Origin of the sequence: Mesorhizobium sp. WSM4887, assembly GCF_029625865.1 — a bacterium.
GTDB lineage: Bacteria > Pseudomonadota > Alphaproteobacteria > Rhizobiales > Rhizobiaceae > Mesorhizobium.
Genome location: NZ_JARTVP010000001.1, coordinates 1495001 through 1521444 on the forward strand (window position 1 = coordinate 1495001; position 26444 = coordinate 1521444).

Annotated in this window: 22 protein-coding genes; 8 read left to right on the top strand and 14 right to left on the bottom strand. The window is 61.5% G+C overall.

Translation table 11 applies throughout. The features are described from left to right. Positions 1-56: 56 nt before the first annotated feature. The 3 genes from P9230_RS07180 to P9230_RS07190 all read right to left on the bottom strand — a co-directional run bounded on the left by P9230_RS07180 (position 57) and on the right by P9230_RS07190 (position 4276). Positions 57-1397: an adenylate/guanylate cyclase domain-containing protein gene (locus tag P9230_RS07180; protein ID WP_066994087.1), complete on the bottom strand. Its 1341-nt coding sequence runs from the start codon at positions 1395-1397 to the stop codon at positions 57-59. A 266-nt stretch (positions 1398-1663) separates the two neighbouring features. Then, a complete protein-coding gene (locus tag P9230_RS07185; protein WP_278118077.1) occupies positions 1664-3007 on the bottom strand; it encodes a nucleotide sugar dehydrogenase in 1344 nt (447 codons plus the stop codon). 108 nt (positions 3008-3115) lie between these two features. Next, entirely contained in the window at positions 3116-4276 is a 1161-nt protein-coding gene (locus tag P9230_RS07190) for a DUF3095 domain-containing protein (protein ID WP_278118356.1), read from the bottom strand. Positions 4277-4369: 93 nt separating this feature from the next. Here P9230_RS07190 and P9230_RS07195 point away from each other — a divergent pair, with 93 nt between their 5' ends. Both P9230_RS07195 and P9230_RS07200 read left to right on the top strand, forming a co-directional pair. Next, positions 4370-5458 carry a glycosyltransferase family 4 protein gene (locus P9230_RS07195; protein WP_278118079.1) on the top strand — a complete coding sequence of 363 codons (1089 nt, stop codon included), beginning with the start codon at positions 4370-4372 and terminating at the stop codon, positions 5456-5458. After that, complete coding sequence (locus P9230_RS07200; RefSeq protein WP_278118081.1) at positions 5455-6231, top strand: polysaccharide deacetylase family protein; 777 nt, start codon at positions 5455-5457, stop codon at positions 6229-6231. The genes P9230_RS07195 and P9230_RS07200 overlap by 4 nt, the downstream gene beginning before the upstream one ends. Positions 6232-6281: 50 nt before the next feature. Here the strand turns inward: P9230_RS07200 and P9230_RS07205 are convergent, their stop codons facing one another. From P9230_RS07205 to P9230_RS07220, 4 genes are all read right to left on the bottom strand, one after another. Next, positions 6282-7127 carry an MBL fold metallo-hydrolase gene (locus tag P9230_RS07205; protein WP_278118083.1) on the bottom strand — a complete coding sequence of 282 codons (846 nt, stop codon included), beginning with the start codon at positions 7125-7127 and terminating at the stop codon, positions 6282-6284. Positions 7128-7162: 35 nt separating this feature from the next. Next, positions 7163-7609, bottom strand: coding sequence for a cyclic nucleotide-binding domain-containing protein (locus P9230_RS07210; protein ID WP_067326300.1), 447 nt, complete (start codon positions 7607-7609; stop codon positions 7163-7165). Positions 7610-7711: 102 nt separating this feature from the next. Then, entirely contained in the window at positions 7712-10426 is a 2715-nt protein-coding gene (locus P9230_RS07215) for an ABC transporter ATP-binding protein (RefSeq protein WP_127246025.1), read from the bottom strand. Between the two features lie 15 nt (positions 10427-10441). Further along, positions 10442-10795, bottom strand: a complete 354-nt coding sequence (locus tag P9230_RS07220) for a hypothetical protein (protein WP_095800379.1) — start codon at positions 10793-10795, stop codon at positions 10442-10444. A gap of 83 nt (positions 10796-10878) precedes the next feature. On the opposite strand from P9230_RS07220, the gene P9230_RS07225 reads away from it, so the two are divergent. Beyond that, positions 10879-11550 (top strand): class I SAM-dependent methyltransferase, encoded by a 672-nt coding sequence (locus P9230_RS07225; RefSeq protein ID WP_082953982.1) that lies wholly within the window; start codon positions 10879-10881, stop codon positions 11548-11550. A gap of 77 nt (positions 11551-11627) precedes the next feature. On the opposite strand, the gene P9230_RS07230 is transcribed toward P9230_RS07225, so the two are convergent. From P9230_RS07230 to P9230_RS07240, 3 genes are read right to left on the bottom strand one after another with little or no spacing between them, the layout of a single operon-like run. After that, entirely contained in the window at positions 11628-12785 is a 1158-nt protein-coding gene (locus P9230_RS07230; RefSeq protein WP_278118086.1) for a glycosyltransferase family protein, read from the bottom strand. Continuing rightward, positions 12782-14026, bottom strand: coding sequence for a glycosyltransferase family 4 protein (locus tag P9230_RS07235; RefSeq protein ID WP_278118088.1), 1245 nt, complete (start codon positions 14024-14026; stop codon positions 12782-12784). Before P9230_RS07235 ends, P9230_RS07230 begins: the two co-directional genes overlap by 4 nt. Continuing rightward, positions 14027-15241, bottom strand: coding sequence for a glycosyltransferase family protein (locus P9230_RS07240; RefSeq protein ID WP_278118089.1), 1215 nt, complete (start codon positions 15239-15241; stop codon positions 14027-14029). A gap of 672 nt (positions 15242-15913) precedes the next feature. Here P9230_RS07240 and P9230_RS07245 point away from each other — a divergent pair. Continuing rightward, the gene (locus P9230_RS07245) at positions 15914-16777 is read left to right on the top strand and encodes a FecR domain-containing protein (protein WP_067326280.1); all 864 of its coding nucleotides are present in this window, start codon (positions 15914-15916) and stop codon (positions 16775-16777) included. 175 nt (positions 16778-16952) lie between these two features. Here P9230_RS07245 and P9230_RS07250 read toward each other — a convergent pair whose 3' ends face one another. The 4 genes from P9230_RS07250 to uxuA all read right to left on the bottom strand — a co-directional run bounded on the left by P9230_RS07250 (position 16953) and on the right by uxuA (position 22150). Next, positions 16953-19157, bottom strand: a complete 2205-nt coding sequence (locus tag P9230_RS07250) for an adenylate/guanylate cyclase domain-containing protein (protein ID WP_278118092.1) — start codon at positions 19155-19157, stop codon at positions 16953-16955. Positions 19158-19372: 215 nt separating this feature from the next. Continuing rightward, complete coding sequence (locus tag P9230_RS07255; RefSeq protein ID WP_067326274.1) at positions 19373-20617, bottom strand: MFS transporter; 1245 nt, start codon at positions 20615-20617, stop codon at positions 19373-19375. A 139-nt stretch (positions 20618-20756) separates the two neighbouring features. Further along, a complete protein-coding gene (locus tag P9230_RS07260; RefSeq protein ID WP_206628220.1) occupies positions 20757-20894 on the bottom strand; it encodes a MaoC/PaaZ C-terminal domain-containing protein in 138 nt (45 codons plus the stop codon). Positions 20895-20965: 71 nt separating this feature from the next. Continuing rightward, on the bottom strand, positions 20966-22150 hold the full coding sequence (gene uxuA / locus P9230_RS07265; protein WP_278118094.1) for a mannonate dehydratase: 1185 nt from the start codon (positions 22148-22150) through the stop codon (positions 20966-20968). Between the two features lie 190 nt (positions 22151-22340). Between uxuA and P9230_RS07270 the strand changes: the two genes are divergently transcribed. From P9230_RS07270 to P9230_RS07285, 4 genes are all read left to right on the top strand, one after another. Then, positions 22341-23072, top strand: coding sequence for an FCD domain-containing protein (locus P9230_RS07270; RefSeq protein WP_066994028.1), 732 nt, complete (start codon positions 22341-22343; stop codon positions 23070-23072). A gap of 17 nt (positions 23073-23089) precedes the next feature. Further along, entirely contained in the window at positions 23090-23875 is a 786-nt protein-coding gene (locus P9230_RS07275; RefSeq protein ID WP_095823341.1) for an SDR family oxidoreductase, read from the top strand. A gap of 636 nt (positions 23876-24511) precedes the next feature. Then, positions 24512-25192 (top strand): WecB/TagA/CpsF family glycosyltransferase, encoded by a 681-nt coding sequence (locus tag P9230_RS07280; protein ID WP_245457004.1) that lies wholly within the window; start codon positions 24512-24514, stop codon positions 25190-25192. Continuing rightward, entirely contained in the window at positions 25189-26415 is a 1227-nt protein-coding gene (locus P9230_RS07285) for an NAD(P)/FAD-dependent oxidoreductase (protein ID WP_128292960.1), read from the top strand. The genes P9230_RS07280 and P9230_RS07285 overlap by 4 nt, the downstream gene beginning before the upstream one ends. Positions 26416-26444: the final 29 nt, after the last annotated feature.

Sequence of the window (26444 nt, forward strand, 5' to 3'; positions counted from 1 at the left end):
GGCGGAACCGGCGAGCGGACTGTCTATCTGGGGCCCTTCGGATCAGCTCGTGGCGGTTACTGGAGCTTGCTCGGGTCGCCCGCCGACAGCCGCGCGGCATCGCGGTGAAGCAGCATGACCTGCTCGGCGTCCGATCTTCGGTCATAAACCGGCTCAAGCGCACCGTCTTCATCGACTGCGAGAGCACCCGACAGATCGGGTGAGAGCACCGTCAGTTTCTGCTTGATGCCAGCCAGTTCCTCGCTGCCGAGCGTCAGCCAGTTGCTGGCGCCGCAATAGCTGGCGAAGTCCTTGCTGGCGAGAATGCTGTGCGGATATTTCTTGGTCAGTACCTGGAGACGCTGGACCTCGTTTACAGCCGAGCCGAAGACAGAGAATGTGAGCCGGTCGGTAAGCCCGACATTGCCGAACATCACATTGCCGACATGTAGACCGATACCAAATTTTATGTCGGTTAGCCCCTTTTCCTTTCTGCGCAGATTGAGATCCGTCACGCGCGCTGTGGCGCTGCGCGCTGCCGCAAGAGCAGCCTGGCAGGCGATCTCGGACTGCGAGCGATGCCTTTCGCAAGGGTAAACGGCGATGAAGCCATCCCCGATGAAACTCATGATCTGCCCCCCTTTGCGATTGAAAGGTGCAGCAACGGCGTCGAAAAACTGGTTCAGCGTATCGATATAGATTTCACGGCCGGAGGTTTCGGCAAGCCTTGACGACCCGCGCATGTCGCCCATGACCAGCGCGGCCCGGATTGTATCGCCCTCGCCGCGCTTGATCTGACCGTCAAGCACGCGCCTGCCGGCGTCGCCGCCGAGATAAGTGGTCATCATGTTGTCGGCGAGCTTGGTGAGCACCGCCATCTTGGTTGCCATAGCGAGATGGTTCTGGATGCGCAGCAGCGCCGAAATCATGCTGTCGCTGAACCCTGCGGCACTGTCGGTGGACCAGGACCCCATCATGCCCTGACTGGCGTTGCCGTTGAAGGAATGCACGAAAGCCAAATAGTCGGTGACGCCTATAAGCCTGAGATCATCGAAAACAGGAAACTCTGAAGGCAGCGACGGGTCGAGCCGGCGTCGCAGGTGGTCGAGCTTATTGCTGAGCAGATGATAGTATGGGCTGGTCAGGAACCTGTCGGACGGCGCGCCGGGCTCATTGCGGAAGCTTTCGATTTCTAAGCCTCGGCCGCGAACCCAGGTGAAGCCAAGCGCATCATAAAGCGGATGAAGCATCGAAAAGCTCAAATGCACCCGCTTCAACGGCAGGCCGGCAGCAGCCAGCCGTTCGCAAAAGCCTTTTACCAATGTTTCCAGGTCGTTGCCGGCAAGTACCGATTGGTTCAGCCAATCGGCTACCTTATCCATGAGAATGGTGGAAATTTCTGCTTGCGTTGTGCTCATGCTATCTCGAAACTCCTCGAAGACGAGGCATTGTCCTTTGATCCGCCCACAACACAGTCCGCCAACGACTCCAAGAAGAGATCCCCGAAGTCAATGAAGCCAGCTTTGGCAGGAAAAGCCGGCGAAGAACTTCGCAACTGGCTGTCCGTGCGGGCGAGCGACAGGCTAACTGTATCTATTTACTCGCGGCATTATGTGTCGACGCTGCCGGCCGAGTGCAACCACGATCCTGACATCGAGCAAAGAATTCGCGGCTCAGACCGCCATCAGGCCTTTACCACCGTCTCTCGGGCTAGCCCGAGGCGGCCGAAAACATTGCGCGTGTCGACGATCAGAAGGGCGTGATCGGCGATCGCCTGATAGTCGATCGCGTCGTGGTCGGTTGCAACGACGACAGCATCGAAATCCTTCAAGGTCCCCTCGCTCAATTCGACAGACCGACGCCCCTTGATCGGCATATGCTCCCGTGTCGCCGGAATTTCTCTGACGTGCGGATCGTGGAATTCGGCCTTGCCGCCCCATTCCTCGATGAGTTCAATGAGCCGCAATGAAGGGCTCTCGCGGATGTCCGGCACATTCTTCTTATAGGCGAGCCCAATGATGAGAATGCGCGAGCGGCTGAGCGCCTTGCCGCAACGCCGGTCCAGCGCCCTGGCCAGTTCATCGACCACATGACGCGGCATAGCCGTGTTGATCTCTGCCGCCAGTTCGATGAAGCGGGTCGGCAGTTCGTATTCGCGCGCCTTCCACGTCAGGTAGAAAGGATCGATGGGGACGCAGTGCCCGCCAAGTCCGGGCCCAGGATAGAACGGCATGTATCCGAAGGGCTTGCTCTTTGCCGCCTCGATCACCTCCCAGATGTCGATGCCCATCGCACCGAGCACGACCTTCAACTCGTTGACCAGGGCTATGTTGACCGAGCGAAAGATGTTTTCCGTCAGCTTGACCGCCTCGGCGGTCGCGGTGGTGGAAACCGGAACGACGGTCTCGACCACACCCTGGTAGAAATCCTTCACGAGCGCCGCCGCTTCAATGCCGTCGCCTGCCACGACCTTGGGGATCGTCGCGACTTCAAAGCTGCGGTTGCCGGGATCCTCGCGTTCGGGCGAGAAGCCAAGGAAGAAGTCTATCTTCGACTGCAAGCCGGTTTGTTCCAGGATGGGCTTGATCACGTCGTCGGTGGTGCCGGGATAGGTGGTCGATTCCAGCACGACCAGCTGGCCGAGACGCAGATGCTTCGCGATGGTGCCTGCCGTGTTCCTGACAAAGGAGAGGTCTGGCTCGCGGTTTTTCGTCAGCGGCGTCGGAACGCAGATGACGATGACATCGCAGGCGGCCAGTTCGGTAAAATCCGCAGTGGCGCGAAACCGTCCGCTCGCCACCTCGACGGCAAGGGCAGTGGACGTCACCGCCTCGATGTAGGATTGCCCGCTGTTCAGATTCTCGACCTTCTGGGCTTCAATGTCGAAGCCGAAAACCGGGAAGCCGGCGCGTGCTACCGCGACCGCCAGCGGCAATCCGACATAACCCAGTCCGATCACCCCGACTTGCGAGGTGCGCGTCGAAATCCGGTTCAGCAGACTGTCATATGTCGATCGTGAGGCGTCCAAAAATCTGTTTTCCTCAATGTGGACAGACTGCCCGCTTCCACGGCGAGGCTCATGTGGGCCCAACAACCCCGAGGCATATTGCGGAAAATGGATCTCCGCAAGCCGTCGTCAGGCCGACACCTTCGCCTTCAGGCTTGCGGCAGCCATCGCATAACCGCCGGCGGCGCCGTCGATGAAATGAACATGATCGCGCTGCAGCGGCGAGGCGACGAGGCACGTCATCAACGCCGATTGCTGGCGGTGCAGGCCATAGGTGCAAATGCCCGCCTCTTCGGCCTGCTGCAGCCGGTGCTCGATCCGCTGCAACAAATCCGCATCTACATCGATGGTCATCTTCAAGCCGTCATCGAACTTCCGGAAATCCGAATTGCTGGCCACGTCGCGTTTGTAGATCTTCGGATCGAACCTCCCGATCGTCCAGCCATATCGATCGGTCACAGCCGCAAGCGACAACAGGAACACTATCCACAGCTTCGACAACCACCGCCTTCCCGCCGGCGCGACGGCCCGGGCCTCGAGATCGAGGCCGGCGCGCGAAAAACCGTAGGCCGGCCCGTTCACCGGCACCGGATGGCCATCACGTTCCTGTCGACCGACAAGGGCGATGATGTCGGAAGCCAGAACCTGAAAACCGCGCACATCGCGCGAGGCGCCCGGAACGGCTATGATCGAGACGATTTCGCCATGCCGGGCTTCGATCGGGCTCCAGCGGCAGGAGAGACCAGTCAGATCCGGCCGCGCGTTGGCCGGCGCAGGATCGATCAGGTAGCGCCCCGCTTTCATCTCGGCTTCCGCCCAACTGCCGCCGCCGCCGGCAAACATGGCATAGAACACCGCTTCGGAGGCCCGGAACCTCGCTACCCGAACGTCGAGGCCTTGCGCTCTTATATCCGCTATCGGCACGATTGCGGCACGCAAGGTCAGGGACAACTCGTCCGCCACCCATCGCTGTACGGCCGCCAGGGCGTTGCGCGTGATCTCCAGCGCCGAGCTCGGAAACGCCACGAGCGCGCCGTCGCCGCCGAAGACAAAGGGAAGATCTTGCCGACCCAGCGCATTGAGCAGCGCCGAAATGACGCTGGCGCCGGCCATATTCACGGTTTTATAGCGCCCGGCCCCGATCGCCTTGGTCGAGCCGACGATGTCGGCGGTGGCCAGCGCCCAGCCATCGGGGAGCGGCCGATAGTTGTCGATATCGGCAACGCTTTCGAACTTCGCGAACACCGGCAAGGAAGCGACGAACGGGTCGGACGCTGCGGCTGTTTCCATGAGCATGCAATAGCACATTCCACTGCTTGAAGGTGAAACTCGATCATGCTTCGAAATTGACTTGCGCAGGCTTTCGAATGATAGGCTCCGACGATGCGAATTGCCTTCTACGCGCCGCTGAAGTCGCCCAATCATGCCGTTGCCTCTGGCGACCGTCAGATGGCACGGATGTTGATCAAGGCGCTTGAGCATGGAGGGCATCGCGTCGATCTGGCATCCGAATTGCGCTTCTATCTACGCGAACCGGAGTCGAAAAGTTTCGATGCGCTCAAGGTCGAAGCCCGAGAGGAAGTCGCGCGGCTGACAGAGCTTTGGCAGCGTGACGGCAAGCCCGACCTCTGGTTCTCCTATCATCTCTATTACAAGGCGCCCGACCTGATCGGGCCCGAGCTGGCGTCGGCCTTTGCCATCCCCTATGTGACCGCGGAAGCCTCCTATTCGAAGCGGCGCAACGTCGGTTTTTGGGCCGATATGCAAGCCTTGGTGGCGCGAGCCGTCGAACAGGCGGCGCTGAACATCTGCTTCACGCAAAGGGATTGTCGGGGACTGACAGACGCTCTTCCAGACGCCGTTTTCGGCATGCTTTCGCCCTTCATCGACACATCGGTATTCCGGGAACTGCCGGCGCGTGGTTGTCCGACGCGTCTCGTTACCGTCGCCATGATGCGACCGGGCGACAAGGTCGATAGCTATCGCATGCTCGCGCACGCCCTCGCTCCGATCGGCCACCTGCCCTGGACCATGTCGGTCGTCGGGGACGGGCCTGCCCGTGACGAGGTCAAAGCGCAATTCGCCGGCCTGCCCGCCGACCGGATCGAATGGCTTGGCGCGATCGAGCCAGCCGCCGTGCCGGATGTCCTCTACAGTGGAGGGATTTACGTCTGGCCGGGTTGCGGCGAAGCTTATGGCGTTGCCTATCTTGAAGCACAAGCTGCCGGCCTTCCGGTGGTGGCGCAGGACATCGCCGGCGTGCCGGAGGTCGTGCGGGATGGCCAGACCGGATTTCTCACCCCGCCGGGCGATGTGGCGGCGTTCACGTCTGCCATTGAAAGGCTTCTGGTCCGTGACGACGAAAGAACCGCCATGGCCGGCAACGCCAGACGTTTCATCCTCGAAGAACGCTCTCTCGGTACTGCAGCGGCGCGTCTTTCCGAACTTCTTGCGAAGATCGCGGTTGCATGACAGTCGATCAGATCTGGCAGCCCTTGGTGGAAGAACTGGCGTGCTGGCGACGGGCGGACCGCAAGGCGGAGTTCTGGTTGCGCGACGACGACGCTGTGGATCCGACGGCTGCGCTTGATCGGCTTCTGGAACTCACCCGTGCATTCGAGGTGCCGCTCACTCTGGCCGTCATTCCGGCGCTGACCGACGAGAGGCTTGTCGTCCGGCTTGACGAGGCGCCGCATGCCTCGGTCGCCATCCATGGCTGGGCGCACCGAAACTATGCGCCGCAGGACCAGAAAAAGCAGGAACTCGGCGCCCATCGGCCACGCCAGGCGGTGCTCGATGAGATGGCCCGCGGGCTGTCGCGCCTAACCGGGTTGCACGGCGCGCGTGCCGTTCCGATGCTGGTGCCACCCTGGAACAGAATCGACGCCGGCTTGGTATCGGAGCTTGGATCGGTAGGATTTGCGGCATTGTCGGTCTTTGGGCCGCCGAAGCTGGCCCCAGTGCCGGTCATCAACAGCAATGTCGACATCGTCGATTGGCATGGCACGCGCGGCTGTCGCGATCATGGGTCCTTGGTTCAGGCCATCATTGCGCAATTGCGGCATGCATTCGACGGTGGCGAACCGGTCGGCCTGCTCACGCACCATCTCGTACACGATGAATCGGCCTGGCTTTTTCTCGAACGGCTGTTCACAGTCGCCGCACAGACTGAAGCCTGCGCATGGCTTCCGATCAGGACATTGATCGGGCGTAGCGGCGGTAGAGCAATTCCAGGAAAAGTGTGAGCGATTTTCCTCCGGAATTGCATCAAAACAATAAGATAGAGCAAAATAGCTCAGCGCTTTTTGTGCAATGAGACTGGAAATTTGAGCGTCTGGCCGTCCCGCGCGGCAAAAGCGCCGGCAAACCTGGCTTTGGCCAGTTTCTCGATCTCGTCCAATTGGTCGTCGGTGCGTGTCGGATCGTGGTGGAACAGCCCAAGCGCTCGGGCACCGGCTGCCTCACAGAGTTTGACGCCCTGCTGCCATGTCGAGTGCCCGTTGCCACGGCGGTCTTCCATTTCGTCCTCGGTGTAGGTGCAATCGTAGATGACGAGGTCGGCGTCTTCGATCAGGTCGAGCACCGCCTGATCGAGCTTACCCGGCTCGTGCTCAGTGTCTGTGATCACCGCCACGACGCGGCCGCCCCATTCGACGCGGTAGCCTATGCAGCCTCCGGGATGGTTGAGACTGCCGGTCCGGACGACCACTCCTTCGCGCGGCCTTAGAACGTCTCCGGATACGAAATCGCGGCAGTCGATGCTTGCCTTGCAGATGTCGAGCTTGGCCGGAAACCACGGCGGCCGCATGAATTCATCGACCATCTGACGGGTCGTCATGCGTCCTGCAAGATGGCCGGACCAAAGCCTGACCTTGACGCTCCGGTCATAGATCGGTTTGAAGGCCGGCAGCCCGATGATGTGATCGTAATGGCAATGGGTGAAAAAAAGCTCGAAATCGGTCACGCCCGAGGCCCGAAACGCTCTGCCGGCAAGCCCTAGGCCAGACCCGGCGTCGAACAGAAGCATATGCTTGCCGCATCGCATCTCAATGCAGCTCGTGTTGCCGCCATAACGAGAGAATTCTGGTCCCGATACCGAAATGCTGCCCCGCACGCCCCAAAACCTGACCAGGAAATCCATGCTGCTCCTTCGCCCGTCGTGGCCAACAACTGCTGCTAGGCGTTTCGTGCGTCGATCAGGTCCGCGGTCGTATGGCTTAGACGATCGGCAAGAACCCGCAATATCTCGATGGTCATCTCCGGGAACTCCTTCATAAGCCTCAGGAAATGATCCTTGCTGATTTTCAAGGCTTCCAGCGGACTTGCCGCTCTGACGGTGGCAGTGCGGGAGCTGTTGCACAAGATGGCGATCTCGCCAACGATCGAATTTGGCGCCAGTTCGGCAACTTTTATCGGCCCGCTGTCGGAATCGACCAGAACATCCGCACTGCCTGAAAGGATGACATAGGCGGCGTCTCCCTCGTCGCCCTGCCGGAAAAGGATCTGGCCGGCGCTGTAGCTCACACGATCGGATGTGAACGCAAGCAGCTTGAGCTTTGTCGGTTCGATGCCGGAGAACAAGGGAACGCGTTGCAGCATTCCAACTTCATCCTTGAGCAGCATTGTCGCAAACCTTCTCAAAATTCGCGTTTGCCAGGCGCCGTATCCCGAGGCCTTGCAGCCAATTCCCACCGACAGAACGATCCCATCTCAATGCCCGTTGATCTAAGACAGCAGTTCCTTGAAGATACCCTTCCCTGCCAAAAGTGTCTCGAGCGTTCCGTCTTCCACCAATTTACCCGAGTCGAAGACGATAACGCGATCGAACATCATCCCCATTGCCGGATTCGTCACGACCCACACAATTGCCGGCGAATGGCCGTCGCACCTGGCTTCGTCGAGCACGTTTCGCAGCACCTTGTCCTGCGCACGCTGGTCGAGCGCCGACAGCGGCCGGTTGAGAATGAGAAAATCGGGACGCTTGAGCAGGGCCCGGGCAACATCGAGCTTCTGCCGCTGTCCAGCGGTCAGCCGCCTGCCGCCGGCGCCGACGTTGAAGTCCAGGCCAACATCCAGAAGTTCGGCATAAAGCCCCAATTCGTCGAGAATGTCATAGACGATGGAGCGGATGCGATCCGGCGCGTCGGGATGGTTGTTGCCCACACGCCCGAACAGGACATTATCCATGACGCTGGCCGCGGCAATGTATTTGGCAGGATCATAGCGTTCGATCGCATTTTGCAGCTCGGACGGCAGGGTTTCATAGAACCGGTTGCGTGCAGCGACGATCTTGCTCATCAGATCCTCGCTCAGCAGGCCGAAGCGGTGCCGGGGCTCGATATAGGCAAAGCTCAGTGTAACGATCATGGCGCGATCGTTCTCCGAAACTGCCTCGTAGGGACGGTTCTTGAGCCGTTGTAACAAGGTTTCGTAGGCGGGTATCTCTTCGGCGCCCATGAAGGCGAGCTGCTGGAAGAACTGGTGATCGGGCGGCAGGTCGGCAAACAGCTCGATCGCCTGTTCGGCGATCTCCATGCCCATCTCGAAAAGCGTGCGGTCGAGGCCGGCTTGCCTCAGCACAGACGCAAAATAGGGATTGGCCGCTAGCGCCTTGTCGGCCAGTTCGGGGCCGGCGGCGGCTCCGAAGAGCAGGTTTTGGCCGATCGATGCTTCCTTGTTGTAGGCGCCTGGTTCGAAAGGAACCACCAGTCCGCTCAGCCCTTCCTGTTCCAGCCGGGTTCGAAGCGCCGCACGCAGTTCGACGATGCGCCTGGCGAGTTCCGTGTGACGCGTCAGGTCAGCCGAGGAGCGCAAGCCAAGATCCAGAATGTCGCGCGACAGAAGCACTGCGTCGAGCACCCGGCGCACCGCCTCAAAGAGGTCGTGCGGGCCGGTGGCGCCGGCGGATGCATAGTCGATCCAGTCGCTCCGGATGTCGAGGTCCGAATTGCCCGACCGCCGCGCCTCGTGAACGTTCCAGCGCTGCTGGTCTGCCGCAGCACCCTCATAAGGGACCGATGTCAGCGGCGCATGCTTCAACCCATAGAGCAGGTTATCACGGAGGCTTGCATGGAACAGGAAAACATCCGACGAGGCGTAGGACATGCGCCGGCCGGTCACCGCTTCGGGAAGTTCAAGCAGGTCGTCGGCGCCCGAAGCGATCTTCCCGCTGTCCGGCCAGTTCAGCCTCGCGAAGGCTTCCGCAAGCGCCTCCGCTCCACCTGTTGCGGTGCTGACCAGCGCCACCGTCTCACCCGGCTTGACCTGGAGCGAGATCCGGTCGAGGAGCATTCCACCGCCATCGTCCGCTATGGACAGATTGATCGCCGACAGCGGGTTGGTCATCGGACCGGGAGCATCGATCGTCAACGCCCCAATTCTTGGCGCAATGAGACCCTCGACGGTGAATTGCTCAACGACCTGCTGGTATTTGACCTGGACATCCTGGCGAGCCTGATCCCAGTCGATCAGTTCCTTCATCGGTCCGGGCAGGTCCTTGTAGGCGCTGATCACGGCCACCAGTTGGCCGACGTCCAGCCGCCCCCGAATGACCAGGTAGCCACCGATCATGTAGAACAGAAAGGGCGTGAGCTGCGCCAGGAAATTGTTGAGGAACTTCACCATGAATTTCCATTGGTAAAGATCGAAGCGGATCTTGAAAATGAGGCCGAGCCGGGCAGCTATGTCGGCGCGCTCGTAGTTTGATGTGTCGTGGACGTGAACCGCGCCGATGCCGTCGACGATTTCGCCGACCCGGCCCGAGAGCGCGCGCGCCGTCAACTGCCGTTCGCGCCCGAGCACGATCAGCCGCCGCCGCATGCGCGGGATGAGGACGATCTGGATCACCACGATCACGACCGCAATCGTTCCGAGCCAGAAGTTTTGCACCATGATGAACAGCATGGCCGTCAGCGCCTGACCGCCGAGCAGCACCGGCTGCAGGAAGGCATCGCCGATGAAGCCCCCCAGCGGCTCCACCTCGTCCTTCACCATGGTCGCCACTTCGGCGGATTTCACGCGTTTGAAGTAAATCGGCGGAAACCGCAGCACGCGATCGATCAGATCGAATCGGATACGCCGCAGCATACGCTCGCCAAGTCGGCCTTTGTATGTGTTGATGTAGAGTTTGAACAGGCCGTTGATGATGACTAGCAAAAGGAAAACAATACTCAGCGCAAACAGCGTCTCCGTGCGGTCGAGCTGAAAGCCGGAGAAGAACTGCACCTCACCAATGAATGGCAGGTCATAGTGCAGCCTCATGAACGGCTGGGTCGCACCGGGTTCTCCGAAACCCTTACCTTGGATGGGGCCATTGACGATCAGCTTCGGCAGATCGAAGGATATGAAATACGGGATCATCGAAAGCACGACGATCATCAATATCCAGACCTGCTGCTTCTTGGTGTGCGTCCAGATATAGCGGGCTAAACTGGGTTCCATCCGACCGTGGACCGTTCAATTGCAAGGCTGCAGGACATAGAAGCACCTGCTGGCTAATGGCGCATCGGCAATTTCTTCGTCGCCAACGACATGCTTCGAGCCACAGTGCACCGTGATTGTCCTGCGCTCAACGATGAAAGGACGCTGCGAGGCGGCGCGATCCAGTTCAGGCGCATGGTCGATGACCGCAACACGGGCATTGTTGATTAGCGAAGAAAGCAGCTGGCCAAACGATTGACGGCTGCCGTGGCGTTTTGGCGAACGGCCGCCACAGCTGCGCTGCTGATGCTGGCGCATGAACGCCGATGGTCCGGACTGATGCGACAGCCCCTCTCCGGCACGGGGCAATGGCGAAGCGGCGTGCAGCATGATCAACGTCCGCGAACCAACCAGCCTTGCCGGGGCAAGATTGCGTTGTGTCGCCCGAAATCCCAACCTACAAGACGAGTATGATGGATGTCACGCAACCACGCAATGCGGGCATGGACGGGCACGAACAGGCCTTGGACCTCACGCGGGGAATTGCCGCCTATGTCAACCACCCTCTCGTGGCAGGGCTGTCGCGCGTCATCGCGAGGCATCCGCAGGCCGATATCGCCAACGCCTTCAACCACAAGCAGGTCGCCTGCAAGATGTGGGCACTCGACAAGCTGTTCGATAGCTGCGGCGGCCGGTTCGGGCGCATATGGGTTCTGGGTGGATGGTACGGCGTATTGCCGGCAATGCTTTTCAACGATGCTCGCTTCGACATCGGAGCGATTGATAGCATCGACATCGATCCTGAAGTCGCGCCGGTCGCCCGGACCCTCAACCGGGATGCCGTTGACCGGTTCCGCGCGCTGACGGCAGATATGTACGCCGTTGACTATGCGGCCGCGCAGCCCGACCTGGTGGTCAATACGAGCTGCGAACACATAGTCGATCTGCGCGCCTGGCTTGCCCTGCTTCCGCGGGGCACGAATGTATTGCTGCAATCGAACGATTATTTCAGCGAGCCGACCCACATCAACTGCGTGGCTTCACTGGCAGCCTTCGAAGCAATGGCGGCCCTACGGGAGGTGCGGTTCTCGGGCGAACTGCCGACAAAAAATTATACGCGCTTCATGCTGATTGGAACTGTTTAACGCATTTCGCTCGAAAGAAGCGTGACGGCTGTCGAATAACGACGTCGCGCGAATCTCACCGGGGCGACGCGCGTTAGCTAGAGTTCCGTTTTCAGGGACCATGTTCGATGTCGCTCGCGCAGGATTTGGGCCGAGCGACGCGCGCCTTCCAGATCGAGACGATGCGCGGACGGCCTCGGTCCAGCAAGCGCCTGTTCGATCGCTCGCGCCAAACCTTCAGGCGTTAGGTCCTTTTCCGTCAGCACCGTTGCAAGACCCATTTCTTCGAGCATCAGGGCGCGAACCGTCTGTTCGGTTTCCGCACCCGCCGCAAATGGAACGAGTAGGGAGCGACAACCCGCGCGAAGCACGTCGCAGACCGTGTTGTAACCCGCCTGCGAGACCGAGAGGCGGGCGCCGGTCAGCAGGCTGGCGAAATCCTCGCGGAACCGGAAGACGGACAGGCCCGGCGTGGCATCACGTGCGATCGCGTCGAAATCGCCTTTCGGCAGGTTGGGACCGGTGATCAAACACCATTTCCAAGCGCTGTTGGCATTCCGCGCCGCTGCAACAGTGGCACTAACGAGGCTCTTTCCGGCAGCCCCGCCGCCAACCGACACCAGAACATCGAAGCGCTCGGAGACCGCGGGCGGTGGCGGCGCGGCAACGAGCCCAGTGTAGGCGACCTTGGCCCTGATCGCCCCGACCAGTGGAAAGGTCTTGTCGATGGTCGCGAAAGCCGGATCGCCGTGGACCATGACAAGGTCGAAATGCCTGTTGATGAGATCGACCGTTTCCTCGTTTCGGCCCGGCTTGACGCGCTCCTGAAGGATATCACGGACGGACGTCGCCAGCAGCGGTCTGGGTGATGTCGCGTCGATGGCCTCGATCAGCGGCAGGAGTTCGAAACGCATCTGCCGGCGTCCAAATGGAAACGCCTCGACAATGACGATATCGGGCCCGCAATCCCGATAGGCCTGCAACAGCATCTCCGAACGCCATCTCCTGAAAGCATCGTCGATGGGTTTGCCCTGCAGGTCGACAAGTCCGGAAAATCCCTCATCGCCGGAGGTGACGGGTGGCAGAGATACAGATTTGACGCCCGATCCTGGAAACCCCGCGATCGGCGCGCCGCCCGTCACCACGGTTACGTCAAACCCGTCATCGACCAGAGCCGCCGCAATGCGGCTGGCGCGCGCAAGATGGCCGATACCGAGGAGGTGCTGGACATAGAAGAAGGCGCGCAGTCGCTTCATTCGGCGGTCCGCCACTCCCGCTCGAAGAGTTCCTTGAGCTGCCCAATGCTTGTCATATGATCGAAATTGGCGCGCACGCGCCACTCTGCAGCGTCACCGAGGCGGGCGCGCAGCACGGGATCACGGATAAGGCGCTCCAGCGCCTGTGCCAGGGCAATTGGATTTTCTGTCGGGACCAGCAGCCCGGTTTCATCCGAAGATAAAAGCTCCGGCACGCCGGAAATATCGGTCGACACGCAGGCGAGCCGCTGGCTGGCCGCCTCAACCAGAACATTCGGCAGACCGTCCCGGTCGCCATTTGCGGTGATCCTGCAGGCCAGGGCGAAGATGTCGGCGCGGCGGTAGTGCTCAAGCACCTCCTCCTGAGCAAGCGCGCCTCTCCAAGAGACGCGACCATCCAGGCCGAGCTTTTGCGCCAGCGCCTTGAGCCGTTCCAGTTCGTCGCCACCGCCGATATGCTCGAAACGCCACGCCAAATCACCAGGCAGGAGGGCAAGCGCCTCCAGCAAGGTATCGTAACCTTTCTTTTCAACGGCGCGCCCGACACTCAGAACGATAACCGGTTCGTCCGGTGCCGAGCCGTCATGCGGTTTGCGCGCCCCGCGGAAGCTGCCGAAGCGATCAAGGTCGAGCCCATGATAGCTCAGATGTAAACACGAGTTGCCGTTTGCGAGTTTTTTCAGACGGTCGAAGCCGGTTTTCGTGCAGGTGACCGTCCAGCGGGCCGAGGAAAGCTTGCCAGCCAGATCCCAGTCAGCCGAAGTCCAGATGTCCTTTGCATGGGCCGAGCAGCTCCACGGCAGACCGCGAAGCTGGCTGGCATAGCGTGTCACCGATGCCGGTGTGTGCGCGAAATGCGCATGCAGCCAGCCCGCATCTTCCGGCCATTCGGCCGCCAACACGAGCGCTTGCCCGAAGCGGCGCACGCGATTGCGCGTAAAGTCGCGGGGGATGTCGGCAGCCAGCGATCCGAACGCGCGCCAGAAGCCTGGCCGCAGCAGACAAGCAAACAGCGAGCGAACCACGCGCAGCGGTTCTTCATGCAGGTATTCCGGCAGATAATGGACGGGCGCTTTGATCTCGTTATGCACCGGATGGCGTTTTGCGTCGGTTGGCCGCCTCAGCGCAACGAGTATCAGGTCGAACCCCGCTCGCTCCAACCCGAGCAGTTCCTGCGCGATGAAGGTTTCCGACAGCCGCGGATAACCCTTCAGAACCACGACGATCTTGCGATGTTGCACTCAGTTGATGCCTTCAATGACCGAAAGATGATGGCCGGCCTGCCTGTCGAGCAGTTCCGCGACGATCGCGGAAATATGAGGCAGCCCTTCCAGCCTCAGATGCGGATTGCTCTGCGATGGGCGGGGCCGATCCGGCAGCACCTTCAGTGTATCGGCAAACCGCTGGGAATCCTCAGCTTCTTCCGGGGAAAGCATCTTGATGAGACCGAGTTCGGCTGCTCGCCGTGCGCGGATCAGTTGCTCCTCGCGCGGCTTGACGCGGGGCACGATCAGCGCCGGCTTGTCGAAAGACAGTATCTCGCAATAGGTGTTGTAACCGCCCATCGCCACTACCGCCTTGGCGCCGGCAATCAGCTCTTCCATGCGGTTGTCGAATTCGATGATCTTGATATACGGGATTTTGGACCCCTTCTTAAGAAACTTGTTGCGCTTGCGCGCCGGCATGTAGGGCCCAAGCACGATCAGCGCCCTATGCTGCAATTGCGGATCCTGCTGATAGGCATCGATAACGTTGTGGATCAGATCGGCGCCGTCGCCGCCGCCACCGGTCGTAACGAGGATATAGTCGCCCTCGGGGCGGTGGCCGGGCAACTCGTTCTTCTGCAGGCTCCGTTGCAGGAAACCGACGAACTTCATCTTTGCCCTGATAGCCGGCGGCACATCCAGGCCGGTCAACGGATCGTAAAAATCCGGCGGACCGTAGGCCCAGACCTTGTCGTAGAACAGGCCTATCTTGCGCATCACATCCCTGCGTTCCCACTCTGCTTCCAGCAGATGCGGCGCATCCATCACCTCGCGCAGGCCAAGCACCAGCGTAGTGCCTCGCGTCTTGAGGTAGGACAGCGTGTCCTCGATCTCACCGCGCAGCCCGAGCGGTTCCTTGTCGACGATGAAGATATCCGGCCGAAACGTCTCGGCTGTGTGGCGAATGATCGACTGGCGCATTCTTAGCGTCTCATGCAGATCGATATCCTTTTCCAGCGAGGTGTATTCGCCGTTGCGCAACTTGATGACGCTCGGGATCTTCACGAAGTCGACGCGGGCGCGGTAGTCGAAGGCGCCGGCGATAGGCGCGCCCGAAATGATAAGCACCTGAAGTCCGTGGAAATCCTCGACCAGGGAATGCGCGATCGTGCGGCAGCGCTGCAAGTGGCCGAGCCCGAACGTGTCGTGGCTGTACATGAGAATTCGAGCATCTTGTACGTGCTGGGTCATTGTCGAACCTCTTTAGAATTCTCGCCTGAGGACCGCGGGCCCCCGCAGGATTCGAACCCATTTCTCGCGGGTCTATCGACCTGTTTTGAACATGAGGGAGCAATTTTTTCAAATTATATTACCCAAGAGGGTTCATATGCTGAGCAGCGTCTGCTCAGCTGCTATGCACATTGGATGCGATGCCCAGCCTATTTGCCTTGTCGGCCTCGTGCGCTGCAGATAGATCACGGCGGATACATGCACTTGTATCGAGACGGGTCGCGGGCTGGCCGATTGCTTGCTTTCAGAAAAGCGGCCAGGGCGATGGCGCTCCTCCCTCGTGGCCGACGCGGCTAAACTGCCCAAGAATGGGCTGAAGATCTTCAAAGACAGCGCGCCGACACAAACCATGATCGATGCCCCAGATGCGGGCGCTCTCGCGCCGCCCACGCAGAACATCGCCTTGTCCCTCAGCCAGACGAATTCAGTAACAGCATTGGCGTTATCCCACCTCCGACCCGATGAGCGAGGGGGCAACCCGCGCGGCCCACCCAAGCGCAGGACCTAACGTCGACGATTGTGCCTTCGAGCGTCGCCCAAGCGAAAGAGCCATATCCTACTCAAATTGAGGTATGACTCCGCGGGGACAGCCTTTCAAGCATGTGCTAATAAAGTCGTTTCGGGGAGGATGCCATGCCGTCCTTGAGGTGGGCTGCAGTTGTCGCGCTTGCCGCGAATCTCATCAATGCGACACCGACCATAGCCGCCGAAGCAGTGGGCCGGGCAGTCGTGATCAAGACTGCCGTTACCGGCGCAACCGGACCACTGGTGGTCAGCGCACCCGTTCATCGGGACGAACGAATCAGGACATCCAATACCGGGCTTGGCCAATTCGTGTTCCGGGATGGCACCAAGCTGGCGGTGGGGTGGGGTTCTTCCGTCGTCCTCGACAAATACGTCTTCAACGATGATAATTCGGTGAAGAAGCTCACCATCCGCGCTGCCAAGGGAACGTTTCGCTGGATAAGCGGGAACTCGCCTTCGTCCGCCTACCAGATTGTGACGCCCGCAGGCACAATAGGCGTGCGGGGAACAGCATTCGATGTCCACATCGCGCCCAACGGCAAAACCGCCGTCGTGCTGCTGAAGGGGTCGGCCCGATTCTGCAGCGGCGGCGGATGCAGGGAACTGAAGCGGCGCTGCGATTGCGTGGTCGCGACGCCGTCAGGCGCGATGTCCGACGTTATCAAGGTCAATCGATCTGTGCTCACCACACTCGGCACCTCGCGGGCATTGCCGTTTCTGACCGGCAATCAGCAGCTCTCGGGAGGCTTTGACGCAATCGGCGGAAATTGCGGGCTTACGGCTGCCATTCAGCAGGAGCATACGGCGCGGCCGGAGCGGCGCAACTCACCGGCACCACCCAGTCCGGGCACCCCCGATCCGCCGAGCCCGCCGCGGGGCGACAAAGATGACGGCAACAACGGCCATGGAAATGATCCGGGCAAGCACGATCCCAGCAATCCCGGAAAATCCAAGGGTCCTGGCAAAAAGTAGCGGCAGGGGTGGCCGGCAGTGGCAAGAGCAGCGGATAGCCGCTCTTTTTCTCGGCGCGTCCGTATCCGACTTCGCCAACCGGTCTGGGCCAACTCGCCCCTACGTCGGAGTGGACGAAATTGTTGCCCTTGAACACCACCGAGTCGAGCGGTCGACCGCCCTACATCAATGAAGGTCAGGAGCCGGAGCCGAATTGTTGCTCCGCATAGCCGGCATTCGCTTCCATCGCCGCTCCCGCCCGCTTGCCAACAAAATCATCCGCTCTGCGCGAGATCCGGCCATAGAATTCCTGCAACCCTGTCGGCAGGCCCGCAGCCTTGGCTTTGGCCGCCGCGATCATCTTTCGGGTGCCTGGCAAGCGCGATTGCAACGCCTCCACGAGCTTGCCGTGGAGAAGCCGCAATTCGGCAAAATCCGGCGACGACCCAACGTTTTCATCGCCTACGACGGCATTGATTCTGGTCCTCGTGCTCTTTCCCTTGAGTTCCAGCGATCCCGCGTCGAGCAAGGCCCAGCCTTGCAGCGATCTTACTGTGTCGTCGGACGCGAGGATATCAAAACTCACCGTCTTGCACGTTGTCTCGATACGCGCTGCGATGTTCACCGCGTCGCCAACGGCCGAATAGTTGAAACGCGACTCCGCGCCCATATTTCCGACACAGGCGACGCCGGTATGGATTCCGATACCGATGCGAACCGTCTGCCCGGCCCCGAATCCGAATGCATCGCTTTCGTTGAGGCGGGCAATCGTCTCGCGCATCGCCAATGCCGCGCGAGCGGCTTTGCGGGGATGATCGGTGACGTCGACCGGGGCATTCCAAAAGGCCATGATCGAATCGCCGATGAACTTGTCGAGCGTGCCTTCATTGGCGGTGACATGACGGCTGAGCGCGTCGAGAAGCGTGTTCAAAAACCGCACGACGGCGGTGGGCGGCAGTCTTTCGCTGATCTCCGTGAAGTTTCGCACATCGACAAACATCACGGTCAGCTCTCGGTCGTCGCCGCCAAGACGAAGCGCGTCGCGCGTGTGCTCGATCCGGTAGAGAAGCGATGGCGACAAATACTGACCGAAGGCCCGCCGGATCGCGCGCCGCTCTCGATCAGTCACCAGGAAGCGGAAAGAGGTTGTCGCGAAATGCGTGATCGTGCCCATGAGGATCGGCGCAAACGGGTCGAACAGCAGTCCCGCAAGCGAAAAGGCAAACCATGATGCGACGAGCGCCAGTCCCGTGATCGCAAGGCCGCAGGCGAGCGCAATCACGGGGCTTACGAAAATCGTCAGAATCACCAGGAGGCTGCCGAGCATCGCGATCGACGCGATTTCCAGCCCGTTTGCCCAATCAGGCCGAGACAGATAGTGGCCGGACAGCACCTGTTCAACGATCTGCGCGTGGATCGAGACGCCCGGCACGTTCTCACCGAGCGCGGTGACACGAATGTCCTGCAGCCCGGCGGCCGAAGTGCCGACAAACACGATGCTGCCTTCGATCGCGGCCCTCGTTTCGGACGAGACGCCGCCGGGTGCAAGCACGTCCTTCGCCGAAACATAACGCTCGGCCCTGTCGGGACTGACATAGAGCCAGAGTTCGCCGGCCGAGGTCACCGGGATAACGAAGTCGCCGATCTTGACGGAGGTCATTATGCCCTGCCGATCCGGCGCGCCGGCAATGAGATAGGTGGAGGCCCCCTGCGCTACTCTTATGGCTTCGAGGGCAAGATCCGGATAAAGCTGCTCGCCATCAGTCAGAAAGAGTGGGGCTGTCCTCACCACAGCGGTAGATCTGCCGGGATTGAGGCTGATGTGTCCGATGCCGGCTGAATTGGCCTCAAGCTGCGGCCGCAGCGGCGTGGCTGCCTTGATAGGCGGAGGAGCAGCGATCGGGCTCTCGCCCATAAAGGCAATGCCAGCCTTGATTTGCGGCCGATAGTTCCCTTCGTTGGAGATGCCGTAGCCCAGGATAACTGGCTTGCCGGCGATCGACCCGGCGAAGATCTCGTCATTGTCGGGCAGGCGGTCGAGCAGGGCCGGATCGATGCCCGGCACGTCGCGGAGGACAGTGCGAGGCGACAGACGGTCGGGCTCGGCGAAAAGAATGTCGAATGCGATGGCTGCCGCACCAAGCTCCGTCAGCTTTTCGACCAGGGCCGCCATGCGATCCCTGGGCCACGGCCACTGCCCGAACTGCTGCAATGAGGCCTCGTCGATGTCCACCACGCGGACGGGCATCGACTCGAAGCGGCGAGGTGCCAGCCTCTGATACTGGTCGAACGTCGCTTCGCGGGCGAGTCTCAACGGCTGCGGGTCGCTCGCCCGGACAATGGTAAGCGCTGCGACCAGCGACAGACCCAGGGTGACGCCGGCCAACTGGGCGCGTGTCATGACATCTGCACCAGTAACTGTGCCGCGTATCCTGCCTGCATGGCCCCGCTCCGGGAGGCAGCTTTCGAGCCTCGAAGCTAGGCTGCATTGTTCCCGGCAAATGTGCAATCGCCAACCTTACGCCCAACGGAGCAGCGCGGGCCGTGCGCTGGCGATTTGCGTAGCGACGAAGTTCTCAATCGGCTCCAGCGCTAGACAGTCGAGGAGCAAGAGCGCTAGCGGAGGCCGCCGGCCATTTTCTCGCTCTCCGGCAAGTTTCGCAACCACAGCATAGCGGCCGCCCCAAGAAGCGGACCCGGCACCAGCAGCAGGAAGGCCCAGCGCCAGCCACCGATGAAGTCGGCGAAGCGCGGCGTCAGCCAGATGGCGAGCACCGTCAGCGCAAAGCCGGCGCCAAGCTGCACCGACAGCGCCGTGCCGACGAAGCGGCGATCGCCGAGTTCGGTCACTGCGGCTGAGAATTGCGCCGAATCGCCGATCACCGAAATACCCCAGACGACGGCGACCAGCATGAAGAGCCAAAGCGGCCCGGCAAACAGGAAGCCCATCAGCAGCGCACAGCTTCCCGAGACGATCATCATGCCGGCGGTGGTCGCGGTTCTGCCGATGCGGTCCGACAGATAGCCGCCCAACAGGCAGCCAATGATGCCGGAGGCGACGACGAAGAAGGTCGAAAGCGAGGCGGCAGCGGCCGATCCGATCGCCTGCGCCTCGAATGCCGAGCGCGTATAGGCAAGCAGCCACGCCCACATGGCGTAGAGTTCCCACATATGGCCGAGATAGCCGAGATTGGCCAGGAGCAGCGGCCGCTCGCGAAACACCTGCCCGATGCGCGATGGCTCGAACACCGCCTTGCCGAAAGGATAGGGCCCCTCCCTTGCGAACAAGAGAAACAGGAGCGCGCCGACCGTCGTTGCTAGACTGGCGGCCGCGACCACCGGCCGCCAGTCGAGCGCGGTCAGGACAGCGCGAAAAAGATGCGGCAGCGCCGAGCCGATGGTGAGCGCGCCTATGACTGCGCCGAGCGCCAGCCCCCGGTCGCGCGTGAACCAGGTGGCGACGAGCTTCAGCGCCGGCGGATAGACGCCGGCAAGTGCTGCGCCGGTGACAATACGCGCGGCGATCACGCCGCCCGGCCCGAGATGAAACAGCAGGCTCGCATTGGCGAGCGCGGCGACAAAAGCGGCGGCCGCCATCAGCCGGCTGAGCCGCACCAAATCGGGAAGGTTGACCAGGCTCGCCCCCAGCGCACCGATCACGAAGCCGACCTGAACGCCGTTGGTCAGCCAGGCCTCCCCGCCGGCGCCGAGCGCAAGCTCCTGCCTCAGTTCGGGCAGGATGGCGGTCGCCGAAAACCAGGTGGTCAGCGACAGAACGACCGCCAGGCAAAGCAGCGACAGCACGCGCCAGCGGCCGCTGTCGGCGGCCATGCCAAGCGGGCTGCCGCTCACCGCGCTCATGCGCCTTGCAGCGGGACGGTCAACACGGTCGCCGCGCCGGTGGGACAAAGCTCCCCTGGCCGTTGCGTAGGCTGGTCTCGATCTTGCAGATCGGCTTGTCGGGGCGCAACTTCTTGACCTCCACGCGTCCGATGATCGCCTACTCAACGCCGACCGCCTTGACGAACTTCCATGCGATTTCGAGAAAGACGGTCCCGGGCCCGGGCAAATCCTCCGCGACCAGGGCATTGAGAATACCAGAACTGACGCCGCCGTGGAGGATCGGCTTGCCGAACACCGATTCTCGGCCAGCGCGGTCATTATGCAGCGAATTGCGCTCGCCGGTAATGTGGGTGGAGAGTTTCGATTCTATGCCAGCCCGAACCGTTCGACGGCCCGCATGATGCCGCGCAGTTCGGCGAGGCCCTTCAGCCTGCCGATCAGCGAATAACCGGGATTGATCCTGGTCTTGCCGATGTCGTCGGCGAGCAGATGTCCGTGATCGGGTCGCATCGGAATGCGCCAGTCGGCGCGGCCTTCCTTTCGACGGCGCGCTTCCTCCTGCATCAGGGCGAGGATGACATGCGCCATGTCGGTGCCGCCCTCGAGATGCTCGGCCTCATAGAAGGAGCCGTCATCCTCGATGGTGACGTTGCGCAGATGGACGAAATGGATGCGGCCCGCGAACTCCTTGACCATGGCGACGATGTCGTTGTCGGCGCGCGTGCCGTAGGAGCCGGTGCAGAATGTCAGCCCGTTTGCCGGGCTGTCCACGGCATTGAGGATGAATCGCGCATCGTCAGCTGTCGAAACGATGCGCGGCAGGCCGTAGAGCGAGAAGGGCGGATCGTCGGGATGGATGCACATGCGCACCCCTTCCTGTTCGGCGACCGGAATAATCTCGCGCAGGAACCAGGCGAGATTGTCGCGCAATTCCCTTGGCCCAATCGAATCGTACTCGGCCAAGGCCTCGCGAAAAGTGTCCCGGTTGTAGCTGCGCTCGGTGGCGGGCAGTCCGGCGATAAGGTTACGCTCGATCCGGTCGATTTTCTCGTCGCTGAGCTCTTTCAATCGCGCTTCCGCTTCGGCGATGCGCGCGGCGCTGTAGCCGGCCTCGGCATTCCGTCGCTTCAGCACGAACAGGTCGTAGGCCGCGAAATCGATCGCGTCGAAACGCAATGCATAACCCGTCGTCGGAAGGCGATACGCCAGATCGGTGCGGGTCCAGTCGACCACAGGCATGAAATTGTAGCAGATCGTCGCGATGCCGGCCTTCGCGAGCGCTCGGATCGTATCCTTGTAAAAGCCGACATAGCGCAGCCGTTCCGGCGAGCCGATCTTGATCGAGTTGTGGACGGGGATGCTCTCGACGACCGACCAGGTCAGCCCCGCCGCCTCGATGATCCGCTTGCGCTCCAGGATGTTTTCTAGCGGCCAGGCGCGCCCGTCATAGATGTCGTGCAGCGCCGAGACGACGCCCGTCGCCCCGGCCTGCTTGACGTGATCCAGCGTCACCGGATCGTCCGGGCCATACCAACGCCAGCACTGCTCCATTTGCTGCCTTCCTTTGAGAGAGAGCGGAAACTTATTGTTGGACCAGGATGAGAGTCAATCGACAATTTCGGCTTTCTCGAACGCCTGACGGCCGACAGGTAGCGCGGTAAACTGATCGAGACGGCGTCCAACTCGATTGTTTTCCCGGAATCTTGGGATATCCTGGTCCAACAATTTGGGAGATTCGTCATTGGAAAATTCTCATGCCGCGCGCGAGAGCGGCGCCCGCCGCCACGCCGGCGGCAGCTCGGCGGTCGATGCCGCGGCCGGGCGGATCCTCGATCTCATCCGCTCGCGGCAGCTGAATGTCGGCGACGTGCTGCCGACAGAGCGCGAGCTCAGCGAGATCACCGGCGCCAGTCGCAACACCGTGCGCGAGGCTTTGCGCGCTATCCGGACCTACGGGCTGATCGAACCGAAACCCCGCGTCGGGGCTGTGCTCGCGGACGGGCATAGCATCGCCATCCAGAATTTCTTTGCCGCGCATATGGATGTCTCGCGCTCCTCCTTCGCCGACATTCAGGGCTTCAGGCGCATCATCGAAGTCGGCATCGGCGACCACATCGTGCTCAACGCCACCAACGAGCAGATCGAAGCGCTCGACGCGGTCAACGCGCGGATCGTCGAGAGCCGCTCGATCCAGGAGGCCGCCGAGAATGATTTCGACTTCCACATGGCGTTGATCGGGCTGGCGGACAACCGCATGCTGTCGGACATGTATTCCTTCCTTTCCCCGGTGATCCTGCGGATCATGACCATCGGCAAGGAGATGCGCCCGGTCCTGGCCGACACCCGCGCCGCGCATGGCGAGATCGTCGCCGCCCTGCGCGCGCGCGACAGAGTGGCCTACGCCTACCTGATGAGCCGCCATCTGGATTTCGCCCTGCGATTCCTGCCGGAAGAGCCGGGTTCCGACACGTGACTGAAGGAGTTCCCGCAATGAAGGATTTTGTTGGCAAGGTCGCCCTGGTGACGGGGACGACGGGAATCGGTCTGGCAACCGCCAGGCGCCTCGCCGCAGGGGGTGCTGCGATCATCGCCTGCGGCATCGACCGCTCGGCCAATGCGGCAATGAGAGCGGAGCTGGAAAGTTCCGAAGCCGGCGCGCTGGTCGTCGACACCGACGTCTCCGTGGCGGACCAGGTCCGCGATGCCGTCGCTGCCGGGGTCGCACGGTTCTGCGGCCTCGACGTGATCGTCAATTCGGCGGCCGTCCATCCCTACGGGACCGCGACCACGACCGACTGGGAAACATGGAACAAGGCCATGACGGTCAATGTCGGCTCGATCTACCTGACGGCGCATTACGGCATCCCCGAAATGATCCGCCGTGGTGGCGGCGCCATCGTCAATGTCGCCTCGGTGCAGGGTTTCGCCTGTCAGCAGAACGTCGCCGCCTATGCCACGACTAAGGGCGCAATCCATACGCTGACGCGTTCGCTGGCGCTGGATTACGCGGCGGCTGGCATCCGGGTCAATTCGGTCAGCCCAGGCTCGATCCGCACACCGATCCTGGAGAAGGCCGCGCGTGGCGAAACCGGCAGCGATGCCGATGTCGAGGAAGCGTACAGGCGCTTCGGTGCGGCGCATCCGCTTGGCCGCATCGGCGAACCAGAAGAAGTGGCCGAACTCATCGCCTTTCTGTGCTCCTCCAGAGCGAGCTTCTGCACCGGCGCGGATTACAAGATAGACGGCGGCCTGACCGCCGGCATCGGTGTGAAATAGAGGCATGAAGATCGGTCTTGGCCTTTGCCGGAGTAGCTGACGCCGGACGATTTCCGCTTTGCCCGTCAGGCGGCGCCATGAATGTCGCTCCCCGCCTCACAACTGATTTTCGTGGCCCCGACGATCACCCAGGATAGATCAGGAGCTCGTTGGCATTGCAATGTGGTCGCACCAGTGGCGATCAAATCGCATTCGTGTTGAAAACGCAGGTTCAAAATCACCCAAAAGCAAGTGAAGTCGAGGTCAAAAGGTTTAAACTGATTTATATTTCGATTCAAATTGTCCATATTAACTAACTATTAACATGTCGCTTAACTTTTTGATTTTTTTACGTATGGTGCCATGAAGGAGGTAGTTCGAACTACCGGAGAATGGGGCGACTTCTCCTATGCGAAAAGTTTTAGAAACAGCGTTACGACCGGCGGATCGGATCCGCTCCACTCCAGCCAACATCTGAACCATGAGACCTCTCGTTTTCCGCGGCTGCAGCACCAGACTTCGACCGGACGTCCAAGCGTGACCGCCGTGGCAGCGCTAGAAGCAGCCCCTTCCCGGCAGGACCTGCCTGCATTGCCGACGGTGCAGCTTGGCGGGCTGCCTGTCACCGTGATCGACCGGCAGGGCGCCGCCCGCTTGATGCTCGCGGCGGCGCGGCAGCACCGCCATGGCAGCCGTCCCTACTACTTCACCTCCGTCAACGGCGAGGTCATCGCCCAGGCTCGCGCGAAATCGGAGATCGCCGCCCTCTTCCGCGAAGCCGATCAGATCTTCGCCGACGGCCAGCCACTTGTGCTCGCCTCGCGCCTATTGTGCCGCACGCGGTTGCCGGAACGGGTGGCCACCACCGATCTGTTCCACGATGTCGCTAAGCTCGCCGAGAACGAGGCCGCGACCTTCTACCTGCTTGGATCGACTGAGGCCGGGAACGCCAAGGCCGTGGCCGCCATCAAAGCCAGCTATCCGCGCCTGCGCATCGTCGGCCACAGCCACGGCTACCTGACCGGCGAAGCACTCGAGAAAAAGCTCGAAGAGATCGACGCGCTTGCACCGGACATTTTGTGGCTCGGCCTCGGCGTGCCGCGCGAGCAGATCTTTGTCCGCGATTTTGGCTCGCGGCTCTCGAATGTCGGTGTGATCAAAACTTCCGGAGGGCTGTTCGACCATATTGCCGGCAAGGTCCGGCGCGCCCCGCTCTGGGTCCAGAAGGCGGGTTTCGAATGGCTGTGGCGCATGTTGATGGAGCCGCGCCGGCTGTTCTGGCGCTACTTCACCACCAATCCCCGTGCCCTTTATGCCCTGTTGAGGTATTCCCAATGACAGCCGAACATTCGCTGCGTCCGCTGCCGGAGGGAACCGACACGGAGATCGCTGTCGTCGGCGGCGGGCTCTCCGGGACACTTGCCGCGACTCTCCTCGGCCGGTCAGGCTACCGTGTCACGCTGATCGACCGCCACCCCGTTTTTCCGCGCGAGTTCCGTGTCGAGAAGATCGCCGGCGACCAGATCGACAAGCTGCGCCGGATCGGCCTCCTCGACAGTCTTTCCACGGCGGCCGCGGCATTCGACGAGATCGTCAACGTGCGCAAGGGGCGAGTGCTCGACCGCACGCGAGCCCGCCATTACGGCATTTTTTACGACAACCTCGTCGCGGCGATGCGGGCCGAACTGCCCAAGACCGTTCGCTTCGTCGCCGGCAGGGTGAGCGCGGTGGAAGCCGGGCCGGAGCGGCAGCGTGTATCGATCATCGGGCAGCCGGATGTGACGGCTCGCCTGCTTGTGCTTGCCACCGGCATGGGCGACATCCTGCGGCGCGACGTCGGCATCGAGCGCCGGTTCGTCCACCAGCGCCAATCGTTGACTTTCGGTTTTAATGTCCGGCCGGCGGGAGCAAGCGCGTTCAAGCATCCGGCACTGACCTATTACGGCGAACGCGTTTCGGACGGCATCGATTACCTGAACTTCTTCCCGGCCGGCGGCGTTACCCGCGCCAACCTCTTTGTTTTCCGGGAGCATACCGACCCGTGGGTCAAGGCGCTGCGCGACCGCCCGCGCGAAACGCTCATTGAAACGCTTCCGGGACTCCTCAAGACCTTTGGCGATTTCGAGGTCATCGACCGCGTCTCGAGCTGGCTCACCGACATCACCGTCGCCGAAAATTGCAAGCGCGACGGCGTCGTCCTGATCGGAGACGCTTATCAGACATCCTGTCCGGCCGCCGGAACAGGTGTCAGCCGCCTTCTCACCGATGTGGAGCGCCTGTGCATGGTGCACGTGCCGGAGTGGATGGCCTCGCCCGGCATGGCGGCAGCGAAGATCGCCGCCTTTTATGATGATCCCATGAAGCAGGCGATGGATGAACGGGGGCTCGAGTTGGCAAATTTCCGCCGCAGCCTGACCATCGACACGGACCTGCGCTGGCGCGCGCGCCGGCAGGTTCATTTCAGCCGTCGCCGCATCCTGCACGAGATCGACAAGTTCAGCCCGAGCTTTGCCGCGCGGCTGCGCGGTCTCAAGCGGCCGCAAGTGGAAGCCGTGACCTGATTGCGGGTCAGCCGGCGCATTTCGTTCAA

Bases quoted from the DNA above. Each gene is read 5' to 3' on its own strand.
- P9230_RS07180 (WP_066994087.1), bottom strand. From the start codon at position 1,397: ATGAGCACAACGCAAGCAGAAATTTCCACCATTCTCATGGATAAGGTA.
- P9230_RS07190 (WP_278118356.1), bottom strand. From the start codon at position 4,276: ATGGAAACAGCCGCAGCGTCCGACCCGTTCGTCGCTTCCTTGCCGGTG.
- P9230_RS07195 (WP_278118079.1), top strand. From the start codon at position 4,370: ATGCGAATTGCCTTCTACGCGCCGCTGAAGTCGCCCAATCATGCCGTT.
- P9230_RS07200 (WP_278118081.1), top strand. From the start codon at position 5,455: ATGACAGTCGATCAGATCTGGCAGCCCTTGGTGGAAGAACTGGCGTGC.
- P9230_RS07205 (WP_278118083.1), bottom strand. From the start codon at position 7,127: ATGGATTTCCTGGTCAGGTTTTGGGGCGTGCGGGGCAGCATTTCGGTA.
- P9230_RS07210 (WP_067326300.1), bottom strand. From the start codon at position 7,609: ATGCTGCTCAAGGATGAAGTTGGAATGCTGCAACGCGTTCCCTTGTTC.
- P9230_RS07215 (WP_127246025.1), bottom strand. From the start codon at position 10,426: ATGGAACCCAGTTTAGCCCGCTATATCTGGACGCACACCAAGAAGCAG.
- P9230_RS07220 (WP_095800379.1), bottom strand. From the start codon at position 10,795: ATGCTGCACGCCGCTTCGCCATTGCCCCGTGCCGGAGAGGGGCTGTCG.
- P9230_RS07225 (WP_082953982.1), top strand. From the start codon at position 10,879: ATGGATGTCACGCAACCACGCAATGCGGGCATGGACGGGCACGAACAG.
- P9230_RS07230 (WP_278118086.1), bottom strand. From the start codon at position 12,785: ATGAAGCGACTGCGCGCCTTCTTCTATGTCCAGCACCTCCTCGGTATC.
- P9230_RS07240 (WP_278118089.1), bottom strand. From the start codon at position 15,241: ATGACCCAGCACGTACAAGATGCTCGAATTCTCATGTACAGCCACGAC.
- P9230_RS07245 (WP_067326280.1), top strand. From the start codon at position 15,914: ATGCCGTCCTTGAGGTGGGCTGCAGTTGTCGCGCTTGCCGCGAATCTC.
- P9230_RS07250 (WP_278118092.1), bottom strand. From the start codon at position 19,157: ATGACACGCGCCCAGTTGGCCGGCGTCACCCTGGGTCTGTCGCTGGTC.
- P9230_RS07255 (WP_067326274.1), bottom strand. From the start codon at position 20,617: ATGAGCGCGGTGAGCGGCAGCCCGCTTGGCATGGCCGCCGACAGCGGC.
- uxuA (WP_278118094.1), bottom strand. From the start codon at position 22,150: ATGGAGCAGTGCTGGCGTTGGTATGGCCCGGACGATCCGGTGACGCTG.
- P9230_RS07275 (WP_095823341.1), top strand. From the start codon at position 23,090: ATGAAGGATTTTGTTGGCAAGGTCGCCCTGGTGACGGGGACGACGGGA.
- P9230_RS07280 (WP_245457004.1), top strand. From the start codon at position 24,512: ATGCTCGCGGCGGCGCGGCAGCACCGCCATGGCAGCCGTCCCTACTAC.
- P9230_RS07285 (WP_128292960.1), top strand. From the start codon at position 25,189: ATGACAGCCGAACATTCGCTGCGTCCGCTGCCGGAGGGAACCGACACG.